Source organism: Klebsiella sp. M041 (assembly GCF_059759695.1).
Window position 1 is genome coordinate 228,484 of sequence record NZ_JCAXWU010000004.1, and the last position, 25,517, is coordinate 254,000.

At 58.6% G+C, this 25,517-nt stretch carries 20 protein-coding genes; 2 read left to right on the plus strand and 18 right to left on the minus strand.

Going from position 1 to position 25,517, the window contains the following annotated elements; genetic code table 11:
- The first annotated feature begins 118 nt into the window (after positions 1 to 118).
- Positions 119 to 1,309, plus strand: a complete 1,191-nt coding sequence (locus AC6CWS_RS06705) for an amino acid aminotransferase (RefSeq protein ID WP_017899450.1) — start codon at positions 119 to 121, stop codon at positions 1,307 to 1,309.
- Between the two features lie 63 nt (positions 1,310 to 1,372).
- On the opposite strand, the gene AC6CWS_RS06710 is transcribed toward AC6CWS_RS06705, so the two are convergent.
- From AC6CWS_RS06710 to cmoM, 7 genes are all read right to left on the minus strand, one after another.
- The gene (locus AC6CWS_RS06710; protein WP_023289031.1) at positions 1,373 to 2,020 is read right to left on the minus strand and encodes an MBL fold metallo-hydrolase; all 648 of its coding nucleotides are present in this window, start codon (positions 2,018 to 2,020) and stop codon (positions 1,373 to 1,375) included.
- A 13-nt stretch (positions 2,021 to 2,033) separates the two neighbouring features.
- Positions 2,034 to 2,585, minus strand: coding sequence for a peptidoglycan L,D-endopeptidase MepK (gene mepK / locus AC6CWS_RS06715; RefSeq protein ID WP_004201403.1), 552 nt, complete (start codon positions 2,583 to 2,585; stop codon positions 2,034 to 2,036).
- Between the two features lie 303 nt (positions 2,586 to 2,888).
- On the minus strand, positions 2,889 to 4,679 hold the full coding sequence (ldtD, locus tag AC6CWS_RS06720) for a L,D-transpeptidase (protein WP_065881839.1): 1,791 nt from the start codon (positions 4,677 to 4,679) through the stop codon (positions 2,889 to 2,891).
- A 201-nt stretch (positions 4,680 to 4,880) separates the two neighbouring features.
- Positions 4,881 to 9,329, minus strand: a complete 4,449-nt coding sequence (mukB, locus tag AC6CWS_RS06725) for a chromosome partition protein MukB (RefSeq protein ID WP_102004242.1) — start codon at positions 9,327 to 9,329, stop codon at positions 4,881 to 4,883.
- Positions 9,329 to 10,033, minus strand: a complete 705-nt coding sequence (gene mukE, locus AC6CWS_RS06730; protein WP_004150840.1) for a chromosome partition protein MukE — start codon at positions 10,031 to 10,033, stop codon at positions 9,329 to 9,331. Before mukE ends, mukB begins: the two co-directional genes overlap by 1 nt.
- Positions 10,014 to 11,336 (minus strand): chromosome partition protein MukF, encoded by a 1,323-nt coding sequence (gene mukF / locus AC6CWS_RS06735; protein WP_002898189.1) that lies wholly within the window; start codon positions 11,334 to 11,336, stop codon positions 10,014 to 10,016. Before mukF ends, mukE begins: the two co-directional genes overlap by 20 nt.
- On the minus strand, positions 11,333 to 12,133 hold the full coding sequence (gene cmoM / locus AC6CWS_RS06740; RefSeq protein WP_065881841.1) for a tRNA uridine 5-oxyacetic acid(34) methyltransferase CmoM: 801 nt from the start codon (positions 12,131 to 12,133) through the stop codon (positions 11,333 to 11,335). Before cmoM ends, mukF begins: the two co-directional genes overlap by 4 nt.
- A gap of 121 nt (positions 12,134 to 12,254) precedes the next feature.
- On the opposite strand from cmoM, the gene elyC reads away from it, so the two are divergent.
- Entirely contained in the window at positions 12,255 to 13,034 is a 780-nt protein-coding gene (gene elyC, locus AC6CWS_RS06745) for an envelope biogenesis factor ElyC (protein WP_032455272.1), read from the plus strand.
- Here the strand turns inward: elyC and AC6CWS_RS06750 are convergent.
- From AC6CWS_RS06750 to loiP, 11 genes are all read right to left on the minus strand, one after another.
- A complete protein-coding gene (locus AC6CWS_RS06750; RefSeq protein ID WP_004201393.1) occupies positions 13,011 to 13,904 on the minus strand; it encodes a YcbJ family phosphotransferase in 894 nt (297 codons plus the stop codon). The genes elyC and AC6CWS_RS06750 overlap by 24 nt on opposite strands.
- Positions 13,905 to 14,064: 160 nt before the next feature.
- Positions 14,065 to 14,811 (minus strand): 3-deoxy-manno-octulosonate cytidylyltransferase, encoded by a 747-nt coding sequence (gene kdsB / locus AC6CWS_RS06755; protein ID WP_023289025.1) that lies wholly within the window; start codon positions 14,809 to 14,811, stop codon positions 14,065 to 14,067.
- Positions 14,808 to 14,990, minus strand: coding sequence for a protein YcaR (gene ycaR / locus AC6CWS_RS06760; protein WP_004201390.1), 183 nt, complete (start codon positions 14,988 to 14,990; stop codon positions 14,808 to 14,810). Before ycaR ends, kdsB begins: the two co-directional genes overlap by 4 nt.
- Positions 14,991 to 15,053: 63 nt before the next feature.
- Positions 15,054 to 16,283: a winged helix-turn-helix domain-containing protein gene (locus tag AC6CWS_RS06765; RefSeq protein ID WP_065881844.1), complete on the minus strand. Its 1,230-nt coding sequence runs from the start codon at positions 16,281 to 16,283 to the stop codon at positions 15,054 to 15,056.
- 54 nt (positions 16,284 to 16,337) lie between these two features.
- Positions 16,338 to 17,318: a tetraacyldisaccharide 4'-kinase gene (gene lpxK, locus AC6CWS_RS06770; protein WP_048297160.1), complete on the minus strand. Its 981-nt coding sequence runs from the start codon at positions 17,316 to 17,318 to the stop codon at positions 16,338 to 16,340.
- Entirely contained in the window at positions 17,315 to 19,063 is a 1,749-nt protein-coding gene (gene msbA, locus AC6CWS_RS06775) for a lipid A ABC transporter ATP-binding protein/permease MsbA (RefSeq protein WP_004201387.1), read from the minus strand. Before msbA ends, lpxK begins: the two co-directional genes overlap by 4 nt.
- 36 nt (positions 19,064 to 19,099) lie before the next feature.
- A complete protein-coding gene (locus AC6CWS_RS06780) occupies positions 19,100 to 21,364 on the minus strand; it encodes a ComEC family protein (protein ID WP_065881846.1) in 2,265 nt (754 codons plus the stop codon).
- Between the two features lie 202 nt (positions 21,365 to 21,566).
- Positions 21,567 to 21,854, minus strand: coding sequence for an integration host factor subunit beta (gene ihfB / locus AC6CWS_RS06785; RefSeq protein ID WP_002898165.1), 288 nt, complete (start codon positions 21,852 to 21,854; stop codon positions 21,567 to 21,569).
- 151 nt (positions 21,855 to 22,005) lie between these two features.
- Positions 22,006 to 23,679: a 30S ribosomal protein S1 gene (gene rpsA, locus AC6CWS_RS06790; protein ID WP_002898162.1), complete on the minus strand. Its 1,674-nt coding sequence runs from the start codon at positions 23,677 to 23,679 to the stop codon at positions 22,006 to 22,008.
- Between the two features lie 133 nt (positions 23,680 to 23,812).
- Positions 23,813 to 24,496: a (d)CMP kinase gene (gene cmk / locus AC6CWS_RS06795; RefSeq protein WP_023289021.1), complete on the minus strand. Its 684-nt coding sequence runs from the start codon at positions 24,494 to 24,496 to the stop codon at positions 23,813 to 23,815.
- Positions 24,497 to 24,667: 171 nt separating this feature from the next.
- On the minus strand, positions 24,668 to 25,435 hold the full coding sequence (gene loiP, locus AC6CWS_RS06800; RefSeq protein ID WP_023289020.1) for a metalloprotease LoiP: 768 nt from the start codon (positions 25,433 to 25,435) through the stop codon (positions 24,668 to 24,670).
- Between the last annotated feature and the right edge of the window lie 82 nt (positions 25,436 to 25,517).

Here is a 25,517-nt window from a genome sequence, read left to right on the forward strand (position 1 = left end):
GCAAAGATCGTATCTTTCGAAAACCTTCGCGCTTTTTATCGCAAACGGTTGGCAATTCGTTGTTCTCCCGTTAACCTGATAGCGGATTTCCCTTCAGTAATCACAATGGAACCTCGTCATGTTTGAGAACATTACCGCCGCCCCAGCCGACCCGATTTTAGGTCTGGCCGATCTGTTTCGTGCCGATGACCGCCCTGAAAAGATTAACCTCGGAATTGGTGTTTACAAGGATGAAACCGGTAAAACACCCGTTCTGACCAGCGTCAAAAAAGCAGAGCAGTACCTGCTGGAAAATGAAACGACTAAAAACTATCTGGGCATCGATGGTATTCCTGAATTTGGTCGCTGCACCCAGGAGCTGCTGTTCGGTAAAGGCAATGCGATTATCGCCGATAAACGCGCCCGCACCGCGCAGACCCCGGGCGGTACCGGTGCGCTGCGCGTCGCCGCAGACTTCCTCGCCAAAAATACCGACGTGAAACGCGTGTGGGTAAGCAATCCAAGCTGGCCAAACCATAAGAGTGTGTTTACCTCCGCCGGGCTGGAAGTACGTGAATATGCCTACTACGATGCGGCTAACCACGCGCTGGACTTTGATGGTCTGCTGGCTAGCCTGAACGAAGCCCAGGCGGGCGACGTGGTACTGTTCCACGGCTGCTGCCACAACCCGACCGGTATCGATCCGACGCTCGACCAGTGGCAGACGCTGGCGCAGCTGTCGGTCGAGAAAGGCTGGCTGCCGCTGTTCGATTTCGCCTACCAGGGCTTCGCCCGCGGTCTGGAAGAAGATGCTGAAGGGTTGCGCGCCTTTGCTGCTCTGCATAAAGAGCTGCTGGTCGCCAGCTCCTACTCGAAAAACTTTGGCCTGTACAACGAGCGCGTCGGCGCCTGCACCCTGGTCGCCGCCGATCAGGAGACCGTAGACCGCGCGTTCAGCCAGATGAAGTCGGTGATCCGCGCTAACTACTCCAACCCGCCAGCGCACGGCGCGTCCGTGGTCGCGACCATCCTGAGCAACGATGCACTGCGGGCAATCTGGGAGCAGGAGCTGACCGATATGCGCCAGCGCATCCAGCGTATGCGCCTGCTGTTCGTCAACACCCTGCAGGAGAAAGGCGCGAGCCGCGACTTCAGCTTTATCAGCAAGCAGAACGGTATGTTCTCGTTCAGCGGCCTGACTAAAGAGCAAGTGCTGCGTCTGCGTGAAGAGTTCGCCATCTATGCGGTCGCGTCCGGCCGTATCAACGTGGCCGGCATGACGCCTGACAACATGGCGCCGCTGTGTGAAGCCATCGTCGCCGTGCTGTAAGCGATATTATTCGCTATAAAAAAGGCCGCGAATGCGGCCTTTTTTACGTTCGCGTCAAGTCGGTTACCAGACCGGCATCTCATCCTGCAGGAACGGGTTGTTGCGGCGTTCCTCACCCAGCGTCGACAGCGGACCATGGCCGGGAATAAAGGTCACGTCATCGCCCAGCGGCAACAGCTTATCCTTAATGGCCGCGATCAGCTGTCCATGGTCGCCGCGTGGAAAATCACTGCGCCCCACCCCGCCTTTGAAAATCACATCTCCGGAAATGAGCAGTCGGGAAGCGTCATCAAAGAAGACCACGTGACCCGGCGTATGGCCCGGGCAGTGCAGTACCCGCAGCGCCACATTCCCCACATTAACCACATCGCCTTCATTGAGCCAGCGATCCGGACGCAGCGGCTGGCAATCCTCCAGGCCGAACATCCGGCTTTGCGCCGGTAATCCTTCCAGCCAGAACTCATCTTCTTTTTCCGGACCAATAACCGGTACGCCATAGTGCTGCGCCAGTTCCGCAGCGGCGCCGACGTGATCGAGATGGCCATGCGTCAGCAGGATCTGCATCAGCGTGACGCCAGCCTCCGCCACCACCGCTTTGATACGTTCAGCATCGCCGCCAGGATCGACCAGCGCCGCCAGCCGGGTTTGTTCGCACCAGATAAGAGAACAGTTCTGCGCGAACGCGGTAACCGGAATAATACGATAGTTCATGACGCTCCTTTCGTTACCAGTGCCTTACGGGACCGGTATCAATATGCACAAAGTTACTACGTGGGTAATATCCTACACCACCTGCGCGCATAGATAACGCCGCTTTGCGAATATTGCTTAACGAAATACCTTCAATATGGAAATCCATTGCCTGCCCCTTGGTGTGATAGCTGTGCTTTGCTACACCACGGCTTCGTGCGCGTAGCTCATCATTGGTATCGAGGGAACGATAGCCAGAGATAAGCTGGACAGGTTTGTTGGTGCCAAGTAGTCCCTGCAACCGATAAAGATGATCGAACAGATTTGGATCGATGGACTTAATTTTATTCGCGCGGTAATCACGGAAAAAATGGTTAAGTCTTGCTAATTCATCCTGAATATAGCCTCTGCCATCGAAAAACTCCGCCTTGAGTGATTCACCAGTATGCAGGTTATTCAGCGTCAAAATACGCGGACGGGGGGTCGAGAGGGTGGCAAATGCCGGCGCAGGGAGAATGGCGGCAGCACCCAGCGCAGCACCACCCAACGCCAGCAATCTGCGGCGATTAGCGTCAAATTTGTCCATGATAATCAGGTCTACAGTCAATGAATCGTTATATACTTTTTCCGCCTTGCGCGATGCTGAACCTCAGCACGCCATCGCTCGCCACAGCCGTGATGCTGCCCGGCAAAAGAGAGCGTTCGCGCTGACTGCGTCACGCATTGAGCGGAATGATATGTATATGCACTTCTGGCGCACGAAAGGCACCTTACCGGGCATTATTGCCAACGTCAAGGCAGCCTCACACCAGGAAAATCGGGCGCTGCAGAGGAGCAGCGCCCTTTTTTACCCAGTGCTAGGACAACAAAATCCATTGAACTACTTCATTTACCTGATTAATTGCTCAGCTTTCGTCAGAATTTGTGCGCTGGATCGCGCGGTGATATCGTAATTGTAAATATCTGTTCGATATTGTGTACGTCCATCAGCGTCCACAAACGCCGTTAAGTAATATAAATTCACCGGTATATTTTGCCGAATATTGACATAGCGCGTGTCCCCTTGCTTCAGGGCATCGGAAATACGCGTGTCGTTCCAGCCCGCATCCTGCAGCAGCATATTGGCCAGCTCCGAAGCCTTATTCACCCTCACACAGCCGGAACTGAGCGCACGAACATCCTTCTGGAACAGGTTATGGTTCGGCGTATCGTGCAGGTAGATGGCATCGGAGCTCGGCATATTGAACTTGTAGCGTCCGAGCGAGTTACGCGCTCCGGGCGCCTGCTGAAAACGGAACGGTAAGTTGTTCTCGGTGATGGTCGACCAGTCGACCCGATAAGGATCGATGGTCTCTTTACTGTTCCAGCCGCGCATGACGGTGTAGCCATGCTGCTCAAGATAGCCCGGATTGTTACGCACCTTCGGCAGGATATCTTTGCGCGCCAGGGTTGGCGGCACGTTCCATGGCGGATTGACCACCACGTTATTCAGCGCGCTGCTCATCATTGGCGTTTTGCGATCCGGACGCCCCACAATTACCCGCGAGGCCAGCACCTGGCTGCCGTCCTGGTAATAGACCAGCGAGAACGCCGGAATATTGACCATAATGCCGGTGGACAGTTTGCCCGGCAGTAAGCGTAAACGCTGAATGTTCAGGGCCAGCACCCCTGCGCGCTGCGCGGAAGAGACGTTGAGCCAGTCGCGAGTCGACTGGCCGATGACGCCATCCGCCCCCAGCCCCTGCATCGCCTGGAAGCGCTTAACCCCCTCCACCAGCTGGCGATCGTAAACGCCGCGCGCCGCAGGTTTGCTCTTTTTCTTCGCCGACGGGCTCACCACATCGCCGGGCAGAACGATATTGGCGGTATCGTCCAGCATTCCGGTACGCTGGAGGATCTCGCGCAGGGCGCCGATATCATTGCTCCATTCGCCGGGGCGCAGCGAGCCGCTGCCGGTCATCTGCGGCCATGGGCGAGAATCAGCCACCAGCGCCAGCAGCGACTGATGCATGGCTTCATACTGCGGATGATGCGGCGCCAGGCCGGTGATAAACGCCGGCAGGGAGCCATTGTCCAGCGCCAGCTGCCACTGGTTAATCACCGACAGCGGCGGGGTCGCCATCTTGTACGGCGTTGAACTGTACAACCAGCGGGTCCCCTGGGTGGGGATGCCGCTGATAAAGTGCAGATAGCCCATCATGGCGTCCGACAGCACCACATCGCGCGCCATGCCGCTGACGGCGGGATCGGTCAGCAGGCTGACCCAGGTGGTAAACTGCGGCTGAAAACCGGCGATGGCGATCTCCGCCAGCTGCTGCTGGAACGCCTGCACTGCCTCGCGGTTTTCCCACATCGGTTTCATATCCCTGGCGGCGTACAGCGACACCAGCGGATTCATAAAGACGGGTTTGTACCCTGCCGGCAACAGCGCCTCGATCTGGGCGCGGCTGTTTGCCGCCGCCTCCATCGACAGCGGCTGCTCACCGGCCAGCTTCGCGACCGCCGGCGATTGCCCATCGCTTTGCGCCAGCGCGGCGGAAACCTCGGCGGGCGCCGCAGAACTGTCGCCGGGTACGACTTCAGGCTCTTCGGCCTGGACATTGAACAGCGGAGCAAATGCCAGTGCCAGGCTCAGGCTGAGCGCTGACAATGGACGACCATACCGTTTCTTTAGCAACATCCCTTGCCCCCTGTTGTCACACATTGCTGCCCACAAAATTGGGGCTCTTTTTTCAGTATATAAAGACGAAAAGGCTTTTGCCTTACCTAATGTAAAGAAGTTTAAAGATTATACCACCCTCGCATACCGGGCTGGATAGAAAAAAAGGGCAACATAACGTTGCCCTCTTCACCGCTTAGCCGCCAGAATGTAGCCGCAACCTCAGGAGGCGTCGGCTGTTCCCGGCAGCGCTTCCGGCAGCGGCGCGGCAAACCCGCGCAGCCCCACCACGTGGACGTGTTCGTGATTATTGAACACCTTACGCACCAGTTTATAGGTGGTGCCTTTCTCCGGACTGATGTTCTCCGGCGCCGCGATAATCAGCTGCATCTCCAGACGTTCGCACAGCTCGAACAGCGTGGCGATGGAGCGGGCGTCGAGACGCGCCGCTTCATCGAGGAACAGCAGACGGCAAGGCGAGATATCCTTGCCGCGCAGGCGGCGGGATTCATCTTCCCAGCTCTGGACGACCATCACCAGAATCGACATCCCGGTACCGATCGCTTCCCCAGTGGACAGCGCGCCGGACTCCGCGCGCAGCCAGCCGTCGGAGCCGCGGTTAACTTCCACTTCCATCTCCAGATAGTTGCGGTAGTCGAGCAGCTCTTCGCCGATGGTTTGCGGCGTGCGCTGCCCCATGTCGATCTGCGGATTCAGGCGCTGATAGAGCTTGGCCAGCGCTTCCGAGAAGGTCAGGCGGTTGCTGTTGAACAGATCCTGATGCTGTTCATGCTGCTCGGAGAGCACATCAAGCAGCGTCGAGTGGGTCTCGCGCACGTTGACGTTCAGACGCACGCTGTTGACCTGGCCGAAGGAGACGCTCTGCAATCCCTGGTTGAGCATTCGGATACGGTTCTGCTCGCGCTGAATGGTTTTGCGAATGATGTTGGCCACGCTGCGGGAGCTGATGGCCAGCTTCTGTTCGCGGTTTGTCAGCTCTTCGGTCAGGCGGCTGAGCTCAATCTCCATCTGCTCGATCGCTTCCACCGGATCATCGGTGCGGATAATATCCTGGCGGATACGCTCGCGCAGATGCTGGTAGACGGCAACGAAGAACTGAATTTTGCGCTCCGGGCGCTTCGGATCTTCCGAGATACGCAGCACGTCGCGCAGATGTTCGTTATCCGCGACCGCCAGACGCAGCGCACCGAGCGCCTTATCCGACATGGAGCGCAGCTCGTCGGCGGAGAGATAGGCCAGCTCGCGGCGGTGCAGACGACGCTCGACGCCGTTGTCTTTCACCAGGCGCATCACCGCGCACCAGCCCGCCTTGGCGGTCACCACCTGCTCGCGCATTTCGCAGTAATCGCGCTCCAGCTTGCGCAGTTTGCGGGTCAGGTTGTCCATTTCCGCTTCGCAGAAGGTCAGCGCTTTCTCCAGCTGATTGCGACGGGAGCGGTTATTGCTCAGCTGCATGTGCAGCTCATCGCGACGCGCACGGGCACGCTCTTCCGCGCCGGCATCGGCGCGCACGCCAATGTCCTGCAGCTCTTTATACAGATCGTTGAGCAGCTCTTTCTTGGTGTCATAAGAGCTCTTCAGCGAGGCCAGCACCTGATTGTACTGGCTAAGCTGCGCCGCATGGGCACGCATCGCGTCGCGCGCGCGGCTGCGTTCGGTTTCCGCCTGCTCCAGGCGCTGGCGCAGTTTCTCGTTGAGATCGCTGTTGCCGCTGAGCATTTCCGCCGAATCGGAGTAGCTGAAGTGGGCCCGGCGCTGGACGACTTCCGCCAGGGCAAAAGCCTGCTGGCGCGCATCGCGCTGGGTCTGCTGCGCATAGGCGTAATCTTCTTTCAGCTGCTCAAACTGCTCCGGATCGCTCTGCAGCACCGAAACAATCGGCTCCAGCTTCGCCAGTTGGTTGCCGTGCTGCTGAATAAAGCGCGCGGCCTCCTGCGCTTCGTCCAGACGTTCCTGGATCTCGTCCACGCGGTCGGCCAGCGTATCATCCGCCAGCAGATTCAGGCGCGGCAGTAGGCGGTTGAGCGCCGACACGCCCTCTTTCGCCTGCTCATACTGCACGCGGTTCTGTTGGTTATCGCTTTCATGGGCGCTCAGCGCGCGCTCCAGTTCGCCGCGGCGGCTGTTGAGTTTGCGGATCTCTTCTTCCGGATCGTCCTCAAAGGCCACTGCCAGATGGCTGCCAATGAAGCGGCTAAAGGCCTGATGCAGACGCTGAGTTTTCTGCACGTCAAACGACAGGGTCGCAAAACGCTCGGACAGCGATTCACGCTCGGCATGCAGGGTTTCAATGCGGTTTTCACGCGCGGCGCGGCCAAACAGCGGCAGCGACGGGAAGCGCGAATAACGCCACTGGCGGTCGGCGATCTTCACCACCACCGCTTTTTCCAGCTCATCCACGCTGAATACGCTATCGTCAAAGGACTGCGGATCGCCTTCGATCAGATAGAGATCTTCCGGACAATCTTCCAGTCCTTCAAGCTGCTCGGCAACCTGCGACAGATCCGGCACCACGATGGCATGGCGCGACGGACCGTACAGCGCGGAGAAGTACGGCGCATCGTCAAGGCTGACATCATCGTAGATCTCGGACAGCAGAACGCCGCCGAACCGTTCCGCCAGCGCGTTGAGGCGCGGATCTTCCGAACCGCCCGGCTGGCTGAGACGCTCAATTTCTTCGTCGATGGCGCGCTTGCGGGCGCCGACCTCGTCACGTTCAACGATAGCTTCGCGCTCGCGCTCCAGCAGCTGCTGCAGGTATTCGGTAACCTCCTGGCCGGACTCAAACTGCTCGCCGCTCTGCTCGCACAGCTGGTTAAGGCTGTTCTGCGCCGCCAGCCAGACCGGCGCCCGGCGCATCAGCGTCTGAGTGCGCGACTGCAGCTGCTCCAGTTCCTGGCGCAGGGTCATGCGCTGTTCCTGCGCGTTAGAAACGCTGTCGGCCAGCGAAGCGATGCGCGCTTCCAGCTCCTGATGCCGCGTTTCCAGATCGTCGATATCGTAGCGTTTACCCTGCCGTTTGCAGAACTCAGCCAGCTGGCGCTCGGCGTCCTGCTGCTCGCGCAGGCGCTGCTCCAGCTCGTTGAGGCGGCTACGCAGCCCCTGCGCCTGCTCGGCCTGGTGACGCTGGTTCACGCCGTCGCGCAGCAATTCGCGCGCCACGTCCCAGGCTTCATTGCGCGCCAGCGGGCCGTTAATCGCCGCCACCAGCTGGTAGGCCTGTTCAAACTGGCTGTGCGCGGTTTGCGCCACGCTCATTTTCTGTTCCAGCGACAGCATTTTCTCCGTCGCTTCCTGCTCTTTCGCCTGGAAGGTTTCCAGCCACTCGTCGGCGCTCTCCGGCGTCAGATCCGGCAGATGGCACAGCGCCTTCGCGCGCTCCAGCGCCTGCAGCGCCTGGTTATACTGAATGGCGCGGGTCTGCTGCACGTCGAGCGCCTGCTGATAGTCGGCGAGCTGGTTTTTCAGCTCATCCACTTCCAGCTCGGCGGCCTCGGCGCGGGCTTCGTTCTCTTCCTGGCGATCGATGGCTTCCGCCACCACTTCGTTCTGCTCTTCCAGACGGATCTGCAGCTCGTCGAGATCCGCTTCGTAGCGCTCGATTTTTTCCTGCTGACGCAGTGCGGTCTGCACCAGGTTCAGGTGATCGCTGGCGGCCTGGTAATCCGCTTCCAGATCGCCTTCTGCGCCGTTATGCTCCTGCAGCTCGCGCGCCATGTCGACGTGCTTATACTGCTCTGCCGCCAGCTGCGAACGCGAGGTAAAGAGATCGCGACGATACTCCAGCGCCTTATCAAGATGAATGCGCCGCTCGTTGGCGTGACGCATATAGTCCGCCGCCACGTAGTTGGTGGCTTCGCTGATCAGGTGTTTGAACAGATCGCGATCGGACTGGGTGACGCGGATCGCCTCGAGGGTCATGCGGTTTTCCCGCAGCGCCGCTTCCATATCCTGGAATGCCTTACGCACGCCGCTGTTTTCCGGCAACAGGTAGTCGCGCAGCGAGCGGGTAATGGTGCTGGAGATCCCGCCGTACAGCGAGGCCTCGATCAGGCGATAGTATTTACTTCGATCGGAGGCCGAACGCAGACGACGCGCCACCACGCCCAGGTCGAACATCAGCGAGTGATACTCGGTGATCGAGTTGAACTGCTTAAACTGGACCCCTTCCATCGCCTCGAGCTTGTCTTTCAGCTCATTGAGACTGACCACGCGCGCCTGGCGATCGTTCAGCGTTTCGGTTAACAGCTGGGTCGGCAGGATAGCGGTGGGCAGCCCCTGAATGGCGAAAGGCTTGATATCGACTTTGCGATCGCGCCCGGCAACCTGCTGCAGACGCACGCCGACCACCACGCGCTGATGGCGCGAGTTGATGACGTCGAGCACGGAGTAACAGACCCCGGCGCGCAGCTTCCCGTGCAGGCCTTTATCGCGTGAGCCGCTGGTGGCCCCCGCTTCGGTGGTGTTACGGAAGTGCAGCAGGGTTAAATCGGGGATCAGCGCCGTGACGAAGGCCGCCATGGTCGTCGACTTACCGGCGCCGTTCCCCCCGGAGAGGGTGGTGACCAGTTCATCAAGATCAAAGGTCCGGGCAAAGAAACCGTTCCAGTTAACCAGCGTCAGCGAGCGAAACTTACCGCGTTCAATCATTACTCTTCCTCCCCGCTATCCGGCTGGTTCTCTTCATTCTCATCATTGAGCTGCAGGTGATTTTCCAGGGCCATCGCTTCCCCGTCGCGGATCAGGCGGCGCTGCGCCTCGCGTGGGTCGTCGCCGGCGCGCACATCGGCGCCAAAGCGGAATACCGATTCGGTAATACGGAACTTGCTGCTGTCATGGCCCATAAACCACACCATCCCCAGACGGCGCAGGCGGTTAAGCGACGCGCGCATTTTTTCCTGCAGCTTCTGGCGGTCCAGATCCGAACCGGTGGAACGGTTGTTGACCAGCTTCAGCAGCCTGGATTCATCCGCCAGGGTCAGCAGCTCGTCATACAGCTCCTGCTGGGTGAAAATCCCTTCATTTGCCAGGCGCTCCGGGCTGAGATAGAGATAGCAAAGAATTTTGCCCACCATCATATCCAGTTCGGACAGCACCGAGCGTGAAATCAGGGTTGTGGAACGCGGGCGAAGGTAGAAGAAGCCCTCCGGCGCGCGGATCAGCTCGACGTTATAGCGAGCATAAAACTCTTCCAGATAATCCTGGAAATCCATCAAAAATGCGTGATTATCCAGCTCGTCGAGGCCGATATGTCGGCCCGCGCGCAGGGCGCTGTCCAGCGCCGGAAATAACGGATTGGCCAACGCCTGCGCCAGCTTAACCGGCATCACTTGTTCAATATTTGTCAATGACATGCGCCTGTACCTTGGCTCCGTAATCATTAATCGGCTGCCATTTGGCTGGCAGTCCGGTGAAATCTGCCTGGGCGACGCCCAGCTGTACCGCCTGATCCACGACGATCCGCGCCACGTCAAAGTGACGCCCGCGCGGATATTGCGCCAGGAACTCCCGCGCCACCAGGCCGAGATCCAGCGGTATTCCTTTCTCTTTATAGACCGCCAGCTGCGCTTCGATCAGCGCCGCCAGCTGCTCGCGAATTTCGTTAAACTCTTCAAATTCAAGGTCCGCAGGCAGCTCGCCGGTGACCTCTTCATCGCGCAGGGCCATCTCCTCGTCGCGCATATCCAGCAGACGGTCGGCGTTGGCGTAAGTCAGCGCCCACGGCTCATCAAAATAGGTCTGTACCGACTGGCGCAGACGCTGTGCGAAGACGCGGTTCTTATCCATATCGATAGCGGTACGGATAAACTTGTGCACGTGGCGGTCATAGCCGATCCACAGGTCAATCGCCTGCTGGCCCCAGCTGACGATGCGGTCGAGCTTGCTTTGCAGATCGAACACCAGCCGGTCGACAAAATGGAGATCGTCGCGCGCCATGGTCGAATCCTGAATGCGCAGCAGATTCGCCTGCAGCTTATCTCCCGCCGCATCCAGCGTATCCTGCAGTTCACGCAGGGTACCGGAAGTTTCCGACAGCAACAGTTCACAGCTGGAAATCGCCGCGCGCCAGTCTTTGTTCAACAGCTGCGCGATATCGTCTTTCACCAGCTGCTGCTGCTCATCCATGATGCGCTGCGTCAGGTCGATGCTGTCGAAAATTTCCGCCACCGAATACTTCAGCGGGGCAAAAACGTTGCGATGCCAGTGAAACTCATCGCCGCCCTCTTCTGCCGCGTCCGCCGCGCGCTTCAGCTCGCCAGCGACGATCGACAACTGCATCGAGAGACGCAGCGTCGAAAATTCGCGCTGCCGGATATAATAATCGGTGATCCCGATCCCCAACGGCGTCAGACGATAGATTGCATTGCCTTCGGTAATTTCGCTGGTAAAGCGGTTCAGCAGACGCTGGCGCACCAAATCGTTGATGGCGTTATTGGCGCGCTGGCTGATGGTTTCGCTGGTCTGCTCAAACGCATCACTCACGTGGCGGAACGCATCCACCAGTTCTCCCTCGCTCATTTCTCCTTCCAGCCGTTCGCCATTCAGGGTGGCGATCGCCAGCAGGAAAGAGAGCCTGTCGACCGGCAGCGAGATAGAAAAATCATTTTTCCTGGCCCAGGCAACCAGTTCGGGGACTGTCTGGGAAAATTCACTCATACTTTATCCTTGCATCTGCGGCTATGAGCCTGGCTCTTAAGCGCGGTGACATGAATATAACGGCCCAGGCTGAGGTACGGCTCCTGACGACAGTAGCGCGTCTCCAGCTCCAGCAGCGCCGCATAGCTGTCATGCTGTTGGCGTTTTTCACGCAGATAATCATGAAACACCCGCACGCCGGTTTTGCTGACAATCTGCCAGCCAATCTCTTCCAGCCAGTGATAAACCTGCTGCGGCTCACGCGGATAATCCGGCGACAGCGTGCGTTTTTTCTTTTTTGGCATGCCCAGTTGTACGTAATCGAAATTACCGGCAACCATATTGTGCATCAGCAGGCCGTTAGCATTGTAGAACATCAACGACAAGCCGCCGCCAGGACGCAGCGTCGACCACAGGGTACGCAGCACCGCCTGGGGCTCCGCCACCCACTCCAGCACCGCATGAAACAGTACCAGATCGACCGGGCTTTCCAAGTGCTGCGCAATATCCTGAGCCGCGCATTGTACAAAATGCATGTTGTCGATCACACCTTTATCGACAGCAGCCTGGCGGGCGCGGGCCACCATTTCAGCGGAGAGATCGCACAGCGTCACGTGATGGCCCAGTTGCGCCACTTTAATGGCCGTTTGCCCTTCGCCGCCGCCGGCATCTAGTACCCTCAGCGGTCCCGGTCCCAGCTGCGCCAGCAGCGGCTCCAGATCCTGCCAGAGGATCTCCTGGCGCAGCTGGCCTTTTGTGGTGCCGTAAATATTGCGCGAAAACTTTTCAGCAATGTCATCGAAATTGCGATCCTGCACGGGCGACTCCACAAGCCAACACAAAACCGCTATTTTGTCATACCCGCGCCGAGAATGAAGCGATCTGTTATAAGATCCGAACATAACTTTGGTTATATGGTTAAAAAAGGAACCATCTGGCATGCTTTTCACGCTAAAAAAGATCGTCGGCGGTCTGCTGCTGCCGCTTCCTGCCCTGCTGTTGCTGATCGGTATCGGGATCGCCCTGTTATGGTTCAGCCGCTTTCAACGTACCGGGAAGCTGTGCGTGAGCCTCGGCTGGCTGCTGCTGGCGCTGCTGAGCCTGCAGCCCGTGGCAGACAGCCTGCTTAAACCGATAGAAGATCGCTATCCCACCTGGCGCGGCGAGCAGCCGGTGAGCTACGTGGTGGTGCTGGGCGGCGGCTATACCTGGAACCCGGAGTGGGCGCCAAGCTCTAACCTTATCAGCAACAGCCTGCCGCGCCTGACGGAGGGCATTCGCCTGTGGCAGGAGAATCCGGGATCGAAAATGATCTTTACCGGCGCGGCGGCAAAAACCAACCCCGTCAGCACGGCGGAGGCCGGGGCGAGAGTGGCGGAGAGCCTCGGCGTACCGCGCAGCGATATCATCGTGCTCGATAAGCCGAAAGATACGGAAGAGGAAGCGCTGGCGGTGAAGGGCGCCATCGGCGACGCGCCCTTCCTGCTGGTCACCTCGGCGTCACACCTTCCGCGGGCGATGATCTTCTTTCGCCATGCCGGTCTGGACCCGCTGCCCGCACCGGCTAATCAGATGGCGATCACGTCACCGCTCAATCCGTGGGAGCGGGTCATTCCTTCTCCGGTGTGGCTGATGCACAGCGACCGGGTCGGCTATGAAACGCTCGGTCGCGTTTGGCAATGGCTGAAAGGCAGCTCAGGCGAGCCAGGGCAGGAGTGATTTTGCGGCGAGGTCGAAACGGGCGCGGTCAAAGCGCCCGGTATTGACCAGACTATCCACCTCATCCCACAGCAGATAAAGCCAGCGCCGCCAGACAAAGGCCTCGGAAACCGGCGCCTGCTGCAGGTAGCGCCATAGCAGCTGCTCGGCCTGGCCCCCCTCCGCGAGACGGAACAGTTCGTACTCCCGCGGCGCCCACAGCATCATCCCCGGGCCGACCATCGCCAGCAGCTGGTCGCTGCGCGGATCTTTCAGCATGCTGCGCAGGGTGAAATTGCCGTGCACCAGGACGGCATTATCATTGAAGTCGCGGAACAGCTCCGGCAGACACTCGCGAGAGCGGAACAAAACCCGCTTATCCTGCATGGTCAGGCCGGTGTCCTGATACAGGTTCAGGGTGCTCCACAACATCGCCACCCGTTGCCGGTACCAGTTCGGCCACAGATTGTCCTGGGTATTATCGACCATCCCCACGCAGCCGCCGCTGTCCTGACGATGCCAGGCCAGCAGCGCCTCGACGATCTGCTCCTGCAGCTGCTCCCAGCGCGCCGGGGTGCGGGTGGGCGCCTCCACCGGGACGCCGCGCAGGCGCTCAAGCAGCAGCACATCCGGCCCAGGATGCTCTTCGTGCGTCATCACGCCGTAGACCACCGGCATGCGCACCGTACCGCTGCGCGCCAGAGTGGAGATCTTCCAGGCCAGCTGCCGCGCCACCCCGGGCGTGGTGAAACTTCGCGCCAGCAGCGGCATCGGATTTCCCTGCGCGTCATACAGGGACCACAGCGCCGTAGCGGCTTTTTCACTGACACACTCCACCCGGCTCAGCTTTTCGCCAAGCAGGTGACTGAGTTCGGTTCGCAACTGTTCCATTGTCGATTACCCCTATGAACACTACTGATTTCATAATGAGCGCCCGCATCTGGGTTGTCATCGGATAAGATCAAAAATGGGCAAAAAAAGCATAAAACTGGAGGGGATATCCCCTCCTGCAAGGAGGGGATATCCCCTCCTGCAAGGAGGGGACAGAGGACTAGCGTAGTTCAGCGCGGACGCGCGCCAGATCTTCAGGGGTATCGACGCCGGTGCCGGGCACTTCGGCCGCCACGGCGACGTGGATCTTCTCGCCATACCACAGCACCCGCAGCTGCTCGAGCATTTCAATCTGCTCCAGCGGGCTTGGCGCCCAGCTGACGTAGCGGCGAATAAAGCCGGCGCGATAGCCATAGATGCCGATGTGGCGCAGCAGAGAATCACCAATGGCGTCGCGGGAGTGGGCAAAGCGATCGCGATCCCAGGGAATGGTGGCGCGGGAGAAATAGAGCGCATAGCCCTGCGCATCCATCACTACTTTGACCGCATTTGGATTAAACGCCTCTTCCGCATCGTGGATCGGTACCGCCAGTGTCGCCATTCCGCTGGTGCTGGCAGCCAGATTCTCCGCCACCTGGCGGACGATAGCCGGGGGAATCATCGGCTCATCGCCCTGGATATTGACGATGATGGTGTCATCGCTGAACGCGCACTTCTCCACCACCTCCGCCAGCCGTTCGGTGCCGGACTGATGGTCGGCGCGGGTCATGCAGACCTCGCCGCCGGCGGCTTCAACCGCCCGGGCGACATCTTCGTGATCGGTGGCGACAATAATGCGTTCCGCGCCGGATTCGCGGGCGCGCTCCAGCACATGGACAATCATCGGCTTACCGTTAATGTCCTGCAGTGGTTTTCCCGGCAGGCGCGTGGAGGCGAAACGCGCAGGAATAATGACCACGAAACTCATGAGTGACTCTCTTCTACCGCCAGCGGACGCGCTTCTGTCTCCAGCAGCACAGGGATGCCGTCGCGGAGCGGAAACGCCAGACTATCAAGTTTGCAAATAAGTTCTTGCTTATCCTGACTGTAATACAGCTTACCGTTACAGACCGGGCAGGCGATGATTTCAAGTAAACGGTGATCCATGTTTCCTCCTGATGGACCGGATAGATTTCTCAGCAGCATAACACAGGAAGGTCGGCGCCGGGATCAATCGGCATCGATTTCCCACCCCTGCGTCTGGCCGACAAACAGCCCTTCCGGCAGGCGTCGGCACAGGATCCGCTCTGCCGATTGCCAGCGTGCGAAATCGTTGATCGCCTGGCGCAGCCCCTGCTCCAGACCACGGGTGATCTTCACCCCATCCTCCAGCCACAGGGCGAAGATCTCCAGTTCCCGGCTTTTGCGATGTATTTTACTGTCCATCCGCCCGACCAGTTTTCCCCGGTGCAGCAGAGGCAGTACGAAGTAGCCATACTGACGCTTCGGCGCAGGGGTATAGCACTCCAGGCGATAGCTGAAGTTGAACAGCTGCTCAGCGCGTTTCCGATCCCAGACCACCGGGTCGAAGGGCGAGAGCACGGCGCTATGGCTGGCGGTAAGTTTACCGCCGGGCGCGGACTCCAGCTGCGCCAGCGCATCGCGATGTAGCCACATCTCGCCAAGCGCTTCCACGTTGGCCTGGGTCACCAGACCCTCTTCCTGCCAGGCCGCCAGCAGACCCGGTAGCGCCGGCTGACGTAAACGATAGTAATCCGCCAGCCACTGGGGACGAAAGATGCCGAGGCTGCGGGCGCTGTTGCGCAGCATGATGGCCTCTGCGGCGTCGCGGGACAGCGCATCGCGCTCGTCGTCCCAGTGCGGCATCACCCGCCGGGTTAAATCATACACGCGGTGAAAGTTGCGCCGCTCCACCACCATCACTTCCCCGGCGGTAAACAGCCCTTCCAGGTGGCGCTTATGCGGTTTCCACTCCCACCAGCCGCTGGCGCCTTTGCGAGGGTGGGCAAAATCCGCCGAGCGAACCGGCCCGTTTTGGCCGATATGCGCCACCAGCTCTGCAATACTGCCGGCATGCTCCTCCATCCACGCGCGATGATATTTCCAGCCCATCTTGTCGGGGTTCAACATCCGGTGGCGTACAAGGGCGAAATCGCTGCGCGGCAGAAAACAGGCTTCATGCGCCCAGTATTCCATCAGCTCGCCGTTGCGCAGCGACTCATCCAGCCAGTGCTGCGGATAGCTGCCGAGACGGCTGAACAGCACCAGGTAGGGGCTGCGGGCCACCACGTTGATGGTATCGATTTGAAGCAGCGACATCTGCTGGACTGTGGAAAGGATGTCATTTGGGCGAGCGCGACGCCGGGGCTTTTTTAATAACCCCTGCGCCGCGAGATGGAGGTGGCGCGCCTCATTAAGCGATAGTTGCAATACCGACATGCAGGTTCTCCGTCAGGATTTCCAGCACAGCGGCGAGCAAAGCCGGCGCGTCGGTTAACGTTGCGCCAACGTCGCTAAGTCCGCAAGCAACCGCTGTGCGCGTTCATCGGCCATTATGGCGTCGACCGGTAAATACCACCAGTTCGCAGCGGCGAAATCGCGACATTTCACGGCGTCTTTTTCGGTCATCAGCAGCGTCTGCCCGGCGGTTACCAGGGCGGCGACATCGGCCTGGCTCAGCGCCTGATGGTCCGCCAGAGCCACGGTTTTGACCGGTTGGACGCCACAGCTTTCGAGGGTGGCGAAAAAGCGCGGCGGATGGCCGATGCCGGCCATTGCCACCACGTTAGTCAAGGTAGAGACATCGCGACGTTCGCCGGTGAGCAGGTTGACCGCCATCCCGGGACGCAGCTGCATCGGGATCTCTCCCGGACGCGCCACGCCGCCGTTGACGATAACCGCATCAACGCTTTGCAAGCGCGACGCCCGCTCGCGCATCGGCCCGGCAGGCAGCCACCAGCCGTTGCCAAAGCGGCGCACGCCGTCGATGACGACAATTTCCCGGTCCCGCGCCAGCTTATAGTGCTGCAAACCATCGTCGGTCACGATAATCTGCAGATCGTGCGCGCTGAGCAGCGATTTCACCGCGTCGCTGCGCAGTGGAGAGACAGCCACCGGCGCGCCGGTGCGCTGATGGATAAGCACCGGTTCATCGCCTGCCTGCGCCGTACTGGTCCGGTCAGTTAACACCAACGGGTAGCGTTCGGCTTTACCGCCGTAGCCGCGGGAGACCACCCCAACGCGAATGCCGCGCTGTTGCAGCTGCTCCACCAGCCAGATCACCACCGGCGTTTTACCATTGCCGCCGGCGGTCAGGTTACCGACCACCACCACCGGCACCGGCGCGCGCCAGGCTTTTTTCCACCCCAGCTGATAACTGAGGCGAATCACCGCACTCACCAGGCCATACAGCCAGGAGAGCGGCAGCAGCAGGCGCCACAGCGGCGATTCACCGGACCAGATGCGCGCGATCATTCGCCGAATTGCATCTTATGCAGCTGGGCGTATACGCCTTTATGCTCCAGCAGGTCGTGGTGCGTTCCGCGCTCCACGATCCGCCCGTCTTCAACCACCACGATCTCATCAGCCTGCTCAATGGTTGACAGGCGGTGGGCGATAACCAGCGAGGTGCGGTTTTTCTGCAGCTCATCCAGCGCCGCCTGAATCGCACGCTCGGACTCGGTATCCAGCGCCGAGGTGGCTTCATCGAGGATCAGGATCGGGCTGTTACGCAGTAGCGCACGGGCGATAGCAATACGCTGGCGCTGGCCGCCGGACAGCATCACGCCATTTTCGCCGATGATGGTATCCAGGCCATTGTCCATCTTGTTGATGAAGTCCATGGCGTAGGCCATCCGCGCAGCCTCTTCAATTTGCTCGCGGCTGTACTCTTCGGTACGGGCATAGGCGATGTTATTAGCAACGGTATCATTGAACAGGTGCACGTTCTGTGAAACCAGCGCGACCTGGTCGCGCAGCGAGCTCAGCTTGTACTCGCGCAGGTCGTGGCCATCCAGCAGGATCTGCCCGTCGTCGACATCGTAGAAGCGAGTGATCAGGCTGGCGATGGTCGATTTACCCGACCCGGAGCGTCCCACCAGCGCCACGGTTTTCCCTTCCGGGATATCGAGATTGATATTGCGCAGCGCGGCCACTTCGCGACCCGGATAGGTAAAGGTGACGTTCTCGAACTTGAGATTGCCTTTCGCCCGCTCAATGACGCGCGTACCTTCGTCTTTTTCCTGCTCGGAATCGAGGATCGCAAACAGCGTCTGGCATGCCGCCATCCCGCGCTGGAACTGGGCATTGACGTTGGTCAGCGACTTCAGCGGACGCATCAGCGCAATCATGGAGGAGAAGACCACGGTAATGGTCCCGGCGGTCAGGGTATCCATCACGCTCGGGAAGCTGGCGGCGTACAGGACAAAGGCCAGCGCCAGGGAGGCGATAAGCTGAATGATCGGGTCGGAGATTGACGAGGCGGAAACCATCTTCATCCCCTGCAGGCGCATTTTATTGCTGACCTTATCAAAACGTTTGGTTTCCACTTCCTGGCCGCCAAACATCAGCACCTCTTTGTGCCCTTTCAGCATCTGCTCGGCGCTGGTGGTGACCTGCCCCATCGTGTTCTGCATATTCTTACTGATATTGCGAAAACGCTTGGAGACCACGCGGATTGCTACCGACACGATAGGCGCCAGTACGATCAGGATCAGCGACAGCTGCCAGCTGTAATAGAACATCATCACGAACAGGCCGATAATCGATGCCCCTTCGCGGACCACGGTGATCAGCGCGCTGGAAGAAGAGGAAGCGACCTGCTCGGAATCATAGGTGATACGTGACAGCAGCGTCCCGGTAGACTGCTTGTCAAAGAATGCCACCGGCATACCCATCATGTGGCCGAACAGGCGACGACGCATGGTCATCACCACCTTGCCGGAAACCCAGGAGATACAATAGCTCGAGATGTAGCTGGTGATCCCACGCAGCACCATCAGCCCGATAACCACCAGCGGCATCCATAGCAGCACTGAGCGATCCGTTTTACCAAAACCATCATCCAATAACGGTTTAAGAAGCGATAACATGAAGGTGTCACTGCCCGCGTTAAGCACTAACGCCACCGCCGCTACGATTAGCCCGGCTTTAAACGGTGCAATAATCGGCCAAAGTCGGCGGAAGGTCTGCCACGTGGAGAGATCTTTATCGTTCTGCATTCAATAAACCAGCTTGTGTTGAAATAGCCGCATATTCTACCCGTTATCGGCGGGCGCGCCAAACCACTGATGATACCAACGTGGTAAAACTTGATCCCGTAAGCTATGGATTTGCCACCCTTCTGCAGAAAAAACCACCGTTATCTGCCCCTGCTGCGGCGTGGCGAACCAGCGATACCCCCGCTGGCGATAACGCTGAACGACCTTCTGCGAGGGCATCCGCCACGCATTGTAGCGCGAAGCGGAAACCAGCGCGGCCGCGCCATCCACCCGCCGGATCAGCAGTTCGCTGGAGGAGGTGTTGCTGCCGTGATGGGGAACCTGAATAAGTGTAGACGCCAGATGCTGCCAGTAGCGGCTGATCATCGCCTGCTCCGCCTGACGTTCTATATCGCCGGTCAGCAGGATGCTGGAGCGACCGTCATCGATCCGCACCACGCAGGAGTGATTGTTTCCCTTTGCCGTGCTGCCCGGCAGCGGCCACAGCGCCTGGAAAGTGAGTCCCTGCCACTGCCAGCGCTCGCCGCGATGGCACGGCAGATGATGCGACCAGCCTGGCGGGCTGCGCACCCACGCCTGCGGCCATGCCTGCAGCACCGATTCGAGGCCGCCGCGATGGTCAAGATGCTCGTGGCTCAGCATAATCCCCTGCAGCTGCAGATGGCGCCAGCGCAGCCACGGGATAATCACCTGTCGACCGCTGTCGCCCTGCGGCCATGCCGGCCCGGTATCGTACAATAACGCCTTGCCGTAACGCTCGATCACCATCGCCAGCCCCTGCCCGACATCCAGCATCGTCACCTGCCATTGGTCCGCGGGCGGTTGCCGGCTGAATGGCCGCGTCAGCAAAAACAGCACGCTCAGACACAGCGCCGGCGAATGTCGCCAGCTCTGAAAACGCCAGCCCATCACCAGCAGCCACGGCAGGCTACTGATCCAGAGCCAGCGGGCATCCAACGTCAGCCAGCCGTCCGGTAAACGTCGTAACCCCCAGAACAATACCGCCAGCACGCGATCGGCTGCCAGCCAGATCAGCGACGCCACCATCTCCGGTCCAGTGAGATGCAGCAGCATTCCGGCGAGAATGAGCGGCACCGCCAGCAGGGTCACTAACGGTACCGCCAGCAAATTGGCGGCCATCGACGTCAGGCTTATACCGTGGAAGAGCAGCAGTTGCAGCGGCATCAGCAGCAGCGTCACGCCAGCCTGCAAATGCGCGAGGGCGAACAGGGCTTTCCACGGCCAGCGCCAGCGGCTGTCAGGCAGCGGTAACCACTGGTACCAGAATATCAGCCCCGCCACGGCGAAGGCGGATAGCCACAGGCTTTGCGACAACACCGCTAACGGATCGGCAACCAGTATCGCCCCCAAACAGCAGAGCCACACCTGCCACGCCGTCCAGCGTTGACCCGACAAACGTAAAGCACAGCAGACCGCAAGCCCTACGCAAGTGCGCAGGGCCGGCGGCTGCATACCGGTCAGCCAGGCATAGCCGACGGCGCCCGCCAGCCCGGCCAGCAGCGGTAGCCGCCAGCCGATCCAGCGCCCCGGTAAAAGTGACTGTAATCCGCGCAGCAGGAGCACGATCAGGGAAGCCGCGAGGGCAATATGCAAACCGGAGATAGCCATCAGATGGGAGGTGCCTGTGTTCTGCATCAGGACCTTTATCTCCGCCGGCAGCGCCAGCCGCTCCCCCATTCCCAGCCCCAGCATCACCGGATGCCAGGGATAAGTCTGCAATCGCCGGGTCAGCGACGCCAGGTAGCGGGCGCGCAGACTGCAGCGGGTATCCAGCGCGGAAGCGGCGACGATCCCCCCGCTCAGCGGCCGATGCTGAGCCAGCGCATAGCGCTGGCTGTCGAAGCCCCCGTCATTGAGCTGCCCATGCACCGGCCGCAGGCGCAGCGTCATCATCCAGCGCTGCCCCTCGCAGACGGGCGCAGGTGCAAGTTCCCCGTATAAAGTCACACCAACCGGAGGGAACAGGAAGCGACCCGCCAGGCGCACAATCTGCCCGCGGTGCAGGGTCTGACCATCCGTCTCGTGGAGGATCACTTCCGCCTGACGGACGGCGCCGGTGAGGTGCTGCGTTGGCCACAGCGCCTGATACGCGCTTAAAACTCCCCAGACCATCAGCAGAAGCGTCACCGCCACAACGGCGACGACCGTCCCGCGCAGACGGGTCAGAAACATCGCCAGTACGCCGGCGACCGCCAGAATGCCCGGCCCCGGCAACGCGGGTAGCCAGAGTAGCGGCAGTATTGCGATGATGGCGCATCCGGCAAGCCATGGTAGACGCATAAACACCTCCCTGTGAGCGGGCAGTGTTACGCAAAGCGAGGCTGGCGTCCTGGGGCAGTATTCAGGCGCGCGTGCAGCGTTCCAGACAATCGTCACGCTTGCAGTCAGGCACTTTTGTTTTGCGAGGCGGGACGTAAATGGCGGGTACAAAAAAAGCACCCAAAGGTGCTTTTATCGTCAGGCAGGTTGCACGTCGTGCAACTCACCCTTCATAAATATTGGCGCGGTCACGTAATTCTTTCCCGGGCTTAAAGTGCGGAACGTACTTACCTTCCAGTTCGACTTTATCACCAGTTTTCGGGTTACGTCCGGTGCGAGGTGCTCGATAGTGCAGAGAGAAGCTGCCGAAACCGCGGATTTCAATGCGCTCACCTTGAGCAAGCGTTGAGGCCATATGTTCCAGCATTTCTTTAACAGCATCTTCCACCGCTTTCGCCGGAATGTGAGATTGCTGGCTGGCAAGTCTTTCAATCAATTCTGACTTGGTCATTATTCCTCCGGTTTCCTTCAAGGCAAAAATTAGCTAACAGCTTAAACAAGGGCGGCCGTAGCCGCCCTTTGTGCTTGATTACAGGACGAATCCTGCAATCTGTCAAGTAAACTCGTCACTATTCAGGTTGTTATTACCTGAATGACAAAGATTACTCGCCTTTCGCTGCTTTGAACGCTTCAGCCATGGCGTTGTTGGAGAAGTTCGCGTCTTCCTGCTTGTTCACGGTAGCGATAGCGTCTTTTTCTTCCGCTTCGTCTTTCGCACGTACAGACAGGCTCACTACGCGGTTCTTACGATCCACGCCAGTGAATTTCGCTTCAACTTCGTCGCCAACGCTCAGAACCAGAGTTGCGTCTTCAACGCGGTCACGGGATGCTTCAGAAGCACGCAGGTAACCTTCTACGCCGTCAGCCAGTTCTACGGTTGCGCCTTTAGCGTCAACTGCAGTCACTTTACCAACAACGATAGCGCCTTTCTTGTTCAGAGCAACGTAGTTGTTGAACGGATCTTCCGCCAGCTGTTTAACGCCCAGGGAGATACGCTCACGCTCTGCGTCAACCTGCAGAACAACTGCTGCGATTTCGTCGCCTTTTTTGTATTCACGAACTGCTTCTTCGCCTGCAACGTTCCAGGAGATGTCAGACAGGTGAACCAGGCCGTCGATGCCGCCGTCCAGGCCGATGAAGATACCGAAGTCAGTGATAGACTTGATTTTACCTTCAACACGGTCGCCCTTGTTGTGGGTTTCCGCGAACTGCTGCCATGGGTTAGATTTGCACTGCTTCAGACCCAGGGAGATACGACGACGCTCTTCGTCGATATCCAGAACCATTACTTCCACTACGTCGCCAACGTTAACAACTTTGGACGGGTGGATGTTTTTGTTGGTCCAATCCATTTCGGAAACGTGAACCAGGCCTTCAACGCCTTCTTCGATTTCAACGAAGCAGCCGTAGTCGGTCAGGTTGGTCACGCGACCGGTCAGTTTGGTACCTTCCGGATAACGTTTAGCGATAGCTACCCACGGATCTTCGCCCAGCTGTTTCAGGCCCAGGGATACACGGGTACGCTCGCGGTCGAACTTCAGCACTTTAACAGTGATTTCGTCGCCAACGTTTACGATTTCGCTCGGATGCTTAACGCGTTTCCAGGCCATATCGGTGATGTGCAGCAGGCCGTCAACGCCGCCCAGATCAACGAATGCACCGTAGTCAGTGAGGTTCTTAACGATACCTTTGACTTCCATGCCTTCCTGCAGGTTTTCCAGCAGCTGATCGCGCTCTGCGCTGTTTTCGGATTCGATAACGGCACGACGAGAAACAACAACGTTGTTACGCTTCTGGTCCAGCTTGATGACTTTGAACTCAAGCTCTTTGCCTTCCAGGTGCAGCGTGTCGCGCACCGGACGAACGTCTACCAGGGAACCCGGCAGGAACGCACGAATACCGTTCAGCTCAACAGTGAAGCCACCTTTAACTTTGCCGTTGATAACACCGGTAACAGTTTCAGCGTCTTCGTAAGCTTTTTCCAGCGTGATCCAAGCTTCGTGACGTTTAGCTTTCTCACGGGACAGCAGAGTTTCACCGAAGCCGTCTTCTACTGCATCCAGAGCAACGTCAACTTCGTCACCAACCTGGATTTCCAGCTCGCCCTGGGCGTTTTTGAACTGCTCAGCCGGGATGGCGGACTCAGATTTCAGACCGGCGTCAACCAGTACTACGTCTTTGTCGATAGCAACAACAACACCACGAACGATGGAACCCGGGCGGGTTTCGATTTCTTTTAAGGATTCTTCAAACAGTTGAGCAAAAGATTCAGTCATGTTTAATCTTCAGGTTAATATTAACGTCCACCTGGCTCCGTGCCGGATGGGGTTGTTTCACATACCCGCTGACCATCCATTGCCGCGGGGTACTGCTATAATTCGGAGGCTTCGGCGCGTGACCGGTTAAGGCTTACGCAACGGCCAATTTTTCGCGCGCATATTGTAGCGCTTTTTCAATCACTTGCTCAATGTTTAGTTCGGTTGAATCGAGAACTAATGCATCGGCAGCCGGGACAAGCGGCGCCACGGCGCGATTTCTATCGCGATCGTCACGCTCTTTTATCTCGGACAAAAGACGTTCAAAGTTAACATCAAAGCCCTTTTCCTGCAACTGCCGCATGCGGCGATGCGCCCGCTCATCGGCCGAGGCATCGAGGAAAATTTTCACCGGCGCGTCCGGGAAAACCACCGTGCCCATATCGCGCCCGTCGGCAATCAGCCCCGGCAGTTCACGAAAGGCGCGCTGGCGACGCAGCAGCGCTTCGCGAACGCGAGGGAAAGCCGCCACTTTCGAGGCGGCGTTCGCGACCTCCTGGGTGCGAATTTCGCCGCTAACATCTTCCCCTTCCAGCACCACTTCGAGGTTGCCGTCAGTAGAAATAAAGCGCACGTCAAGATGGGCAGCCAGGGGCACCAGCGCCTCTTCGGACTCCACGTCAACATGATGATGCAGCGCCGCCAGCGCCAGAACGCGGTAGATCGCGCCTGAATCTAACAGATGCCAGCCCAGCGCTTCCGCCATTGCCTTGCATAACGTACCTTTACCCGCACCGCCAGGCCCATCAATGGTGATTACCGGAACTGTTGCCGTCATCTTTTTCTCCTTCAGCAAGGCGCATAAATATCTAAACGCCGCGCATTATACGCATCTCTTCGGCGGAAAGTGAGTCTTGCTTTTAAATTACAGATAACTGGAAATCTCATGCGGAAGAATTGAGCAATTATAGCGGGCTGATAGAGCATCAGCCCGGAAGATGAGGCAGTTTTACTTTTTATCTGCAGCGATACGGTCGCGGATATGCTGCGCGCGTTCAGCTGAAGGCGGGTGTGAATCGAACAGAGATTTACTGTGGCCGGCGTCAAGGCTGGCCAGTTTGTCGAAGCTGCCCACCAGCCCCTGAGTGCTGATGTTGCGTTTTTTCAGCAGATCGTAAGAGAAATCATCAGCATCCGACTCCTGCGAGCGGGAGAACGCAGAGTTGATCATTCCCTCAGCGATATCGCCCAACTGAGATTTAGACAAGTTTGCAGCCGCTTCGCTGGTCGCTGAAATTGCATCGCGTGCGGCAATAGTCGCATACGCGGTTTGCATCGCTTTGCGCGAGTGTCCGAGCGCTACGTGACCCAGCTCATGGCCCAGAACCGCTTCAACTTCATTATCGGTCATCATGTCCATCAGGCCGCTATAGACGCGGACGCAGCCGTTGGCCATTGCCCAGGCGTTGACGTCGGATGTCATATAAACCTTATAGGTTACCGGCGTGCCGTTGATATTATTTCCTAACGCTTTGGCAATTTTGTTCAGACGTTTGGTGTACTTACTTGATGCACTAGCCAGTTTATTTTCACTATCCATTTGCTTACAGGCATCGTCGGAAAGCGTTTTGACTTCAGAGTCAGAAAGCGTCGCCGCTTTGTAAGCCGTCATTCCTGAATTGACGAGGGCGTTGGTGTCCATCCCCTGCATATTTTTACAACCTGCCAACAACGTGGCGGAAACGGCCAAAGCCAGCATTACTTTTGTATTTCTCATATCAATCATCCATTGATTAGCATAATAAATGCTTATAAATCCTATATTTACAAGCAAGCAAGGCTAGCATTTAGTTTCGTAT

Bases quoted from the DNA above. Each gene is read 5' to 3' on its own strand.
- ldtD (WP_065881839.1), bottom strand. From the start codon at position 4,679: ATGTTGCTAAAGAAACGGTATGGTCGTCCATTGTCAGCGCTCAGCCTG.
- AC6CWS_RS06765 (WP_065881844.1), bottom strand. From the start codon at position 16,283: ATGTCGGTATTGCAACTATCGCTTAATGAGGCGCGCCACCTCCATCTC.
- kdsB (WP_023289025.1), bottom strand. From the start codon at position 14,811: ATGAGTTTCGTGGTCATTATTCCTGCGCGTTTCGCCTCCACGCGCCTG.
- mepK (WP_004201403.1), bottom strand. From the start codon at position 2,585: ATGGACAAATTTGACGCTAATCGCCGCAGATTGCTGGCGTTGGGTGGT.
- ihfB (WP_002898165.1), bottom strand. From the start codon at position 21,854: ATGACCAAGTCAGAATTGATTGAAAGACTTGCCAGCCAGCAATCTCAC.
- mukB (WP_102004242.1), bottom strand. From the start codon at position 9,329: ATGATTGAACGCGGTAAGTTTCGCTCGCTGACGCTGGTTAACTGGAAC.
- msbA (WP_004201387.1), bottom strand. From the start codon at position 19,063: ATGCAGAACGATAAAGATCTCTCCACGTGGCAGACCTTCCGCCGACTT.
- AC6CWS_RS06750 (WP_004201393.1), bottom strand. From the start codon at position 13,904: ATGGAACAGTTGCGAACCGAACTCAGTCACCTGCTTGGCGAAAAGCTG.
- cmk (WP_023289021.1), bottom strand. From the start codon at position 24,496: ATGACGGCAACAGTTCCGGTAATCACCATTGATGGGCCTGGCGGTGCG.
- ycaR (WP_004201390.1), bottom strand. From the start codon at position 14,990: ATGGATCACCGTTTACTTGAAATCATCGCCTGCCCGGTCTGTAACGGT.
- mukF (WP_002898189.1), bottom strand. From the start codon at position 11,336: ATGAGTGAATTTTCCCAGACAGTCCCCGAACTGGTTGCCTGGGCCAGG.
- lpxK (WP_048297160.1), bottom strand. From the start codon at position 17,318: ATGATCGCGCGCATCTGGTCCGGTGAATCGCCGCTGTGGCGCCTGCTG.
- mukE (WP_004150840.1), bottom strand. From the start codon at position 10,033: ATGTCATTGACAAATATTGAACAAGTGATGCCGGTTAAGCTGGCGCAG.
- elyC (WP_032455272.1), top strand. From the start codon at position 12,255: ATGCTTTTCACGCTAAAAAAGATCGTCGGCGGTCTGCTGCTGCCGCTT.
- loiP (WP_023289020.1), bottom strand. From the start codon at position 25,435: ATGAGAAATACAAAAGTAATGCTGGCTTTGGCCGTTTCCGCCACGTTG.
- AC6CWS_RS06780 (WP_065881846.1), bottom strand. From the start codon at position 21,364: ATGCGTCTACCATGGCTTGCCGGATGCGCCATCATCGCAATACTGCCG.
- AC6CWS_RS06705 (WP_017899450.1), top strand. From the start codon at position 119: ATGTTTGAGAACATTACCGCCGCCCCAGCCGACCCGATTTTAGGTCTG.
- AC6CWS_RS06710 (WP_023289031.1), bottom strand. From the start codon at position 2,020: ATGAACTATCGTATTATTCCGGTTACCGCGTTCGCGCAGAACTGTTCT.
- rpsA (WP_002898162.1), bottom strand. From the start codon at position 23,679: ATGACTGAATCTTTTGCTCAACTGTTTGAAGAATCCTTAAAAGAAATC.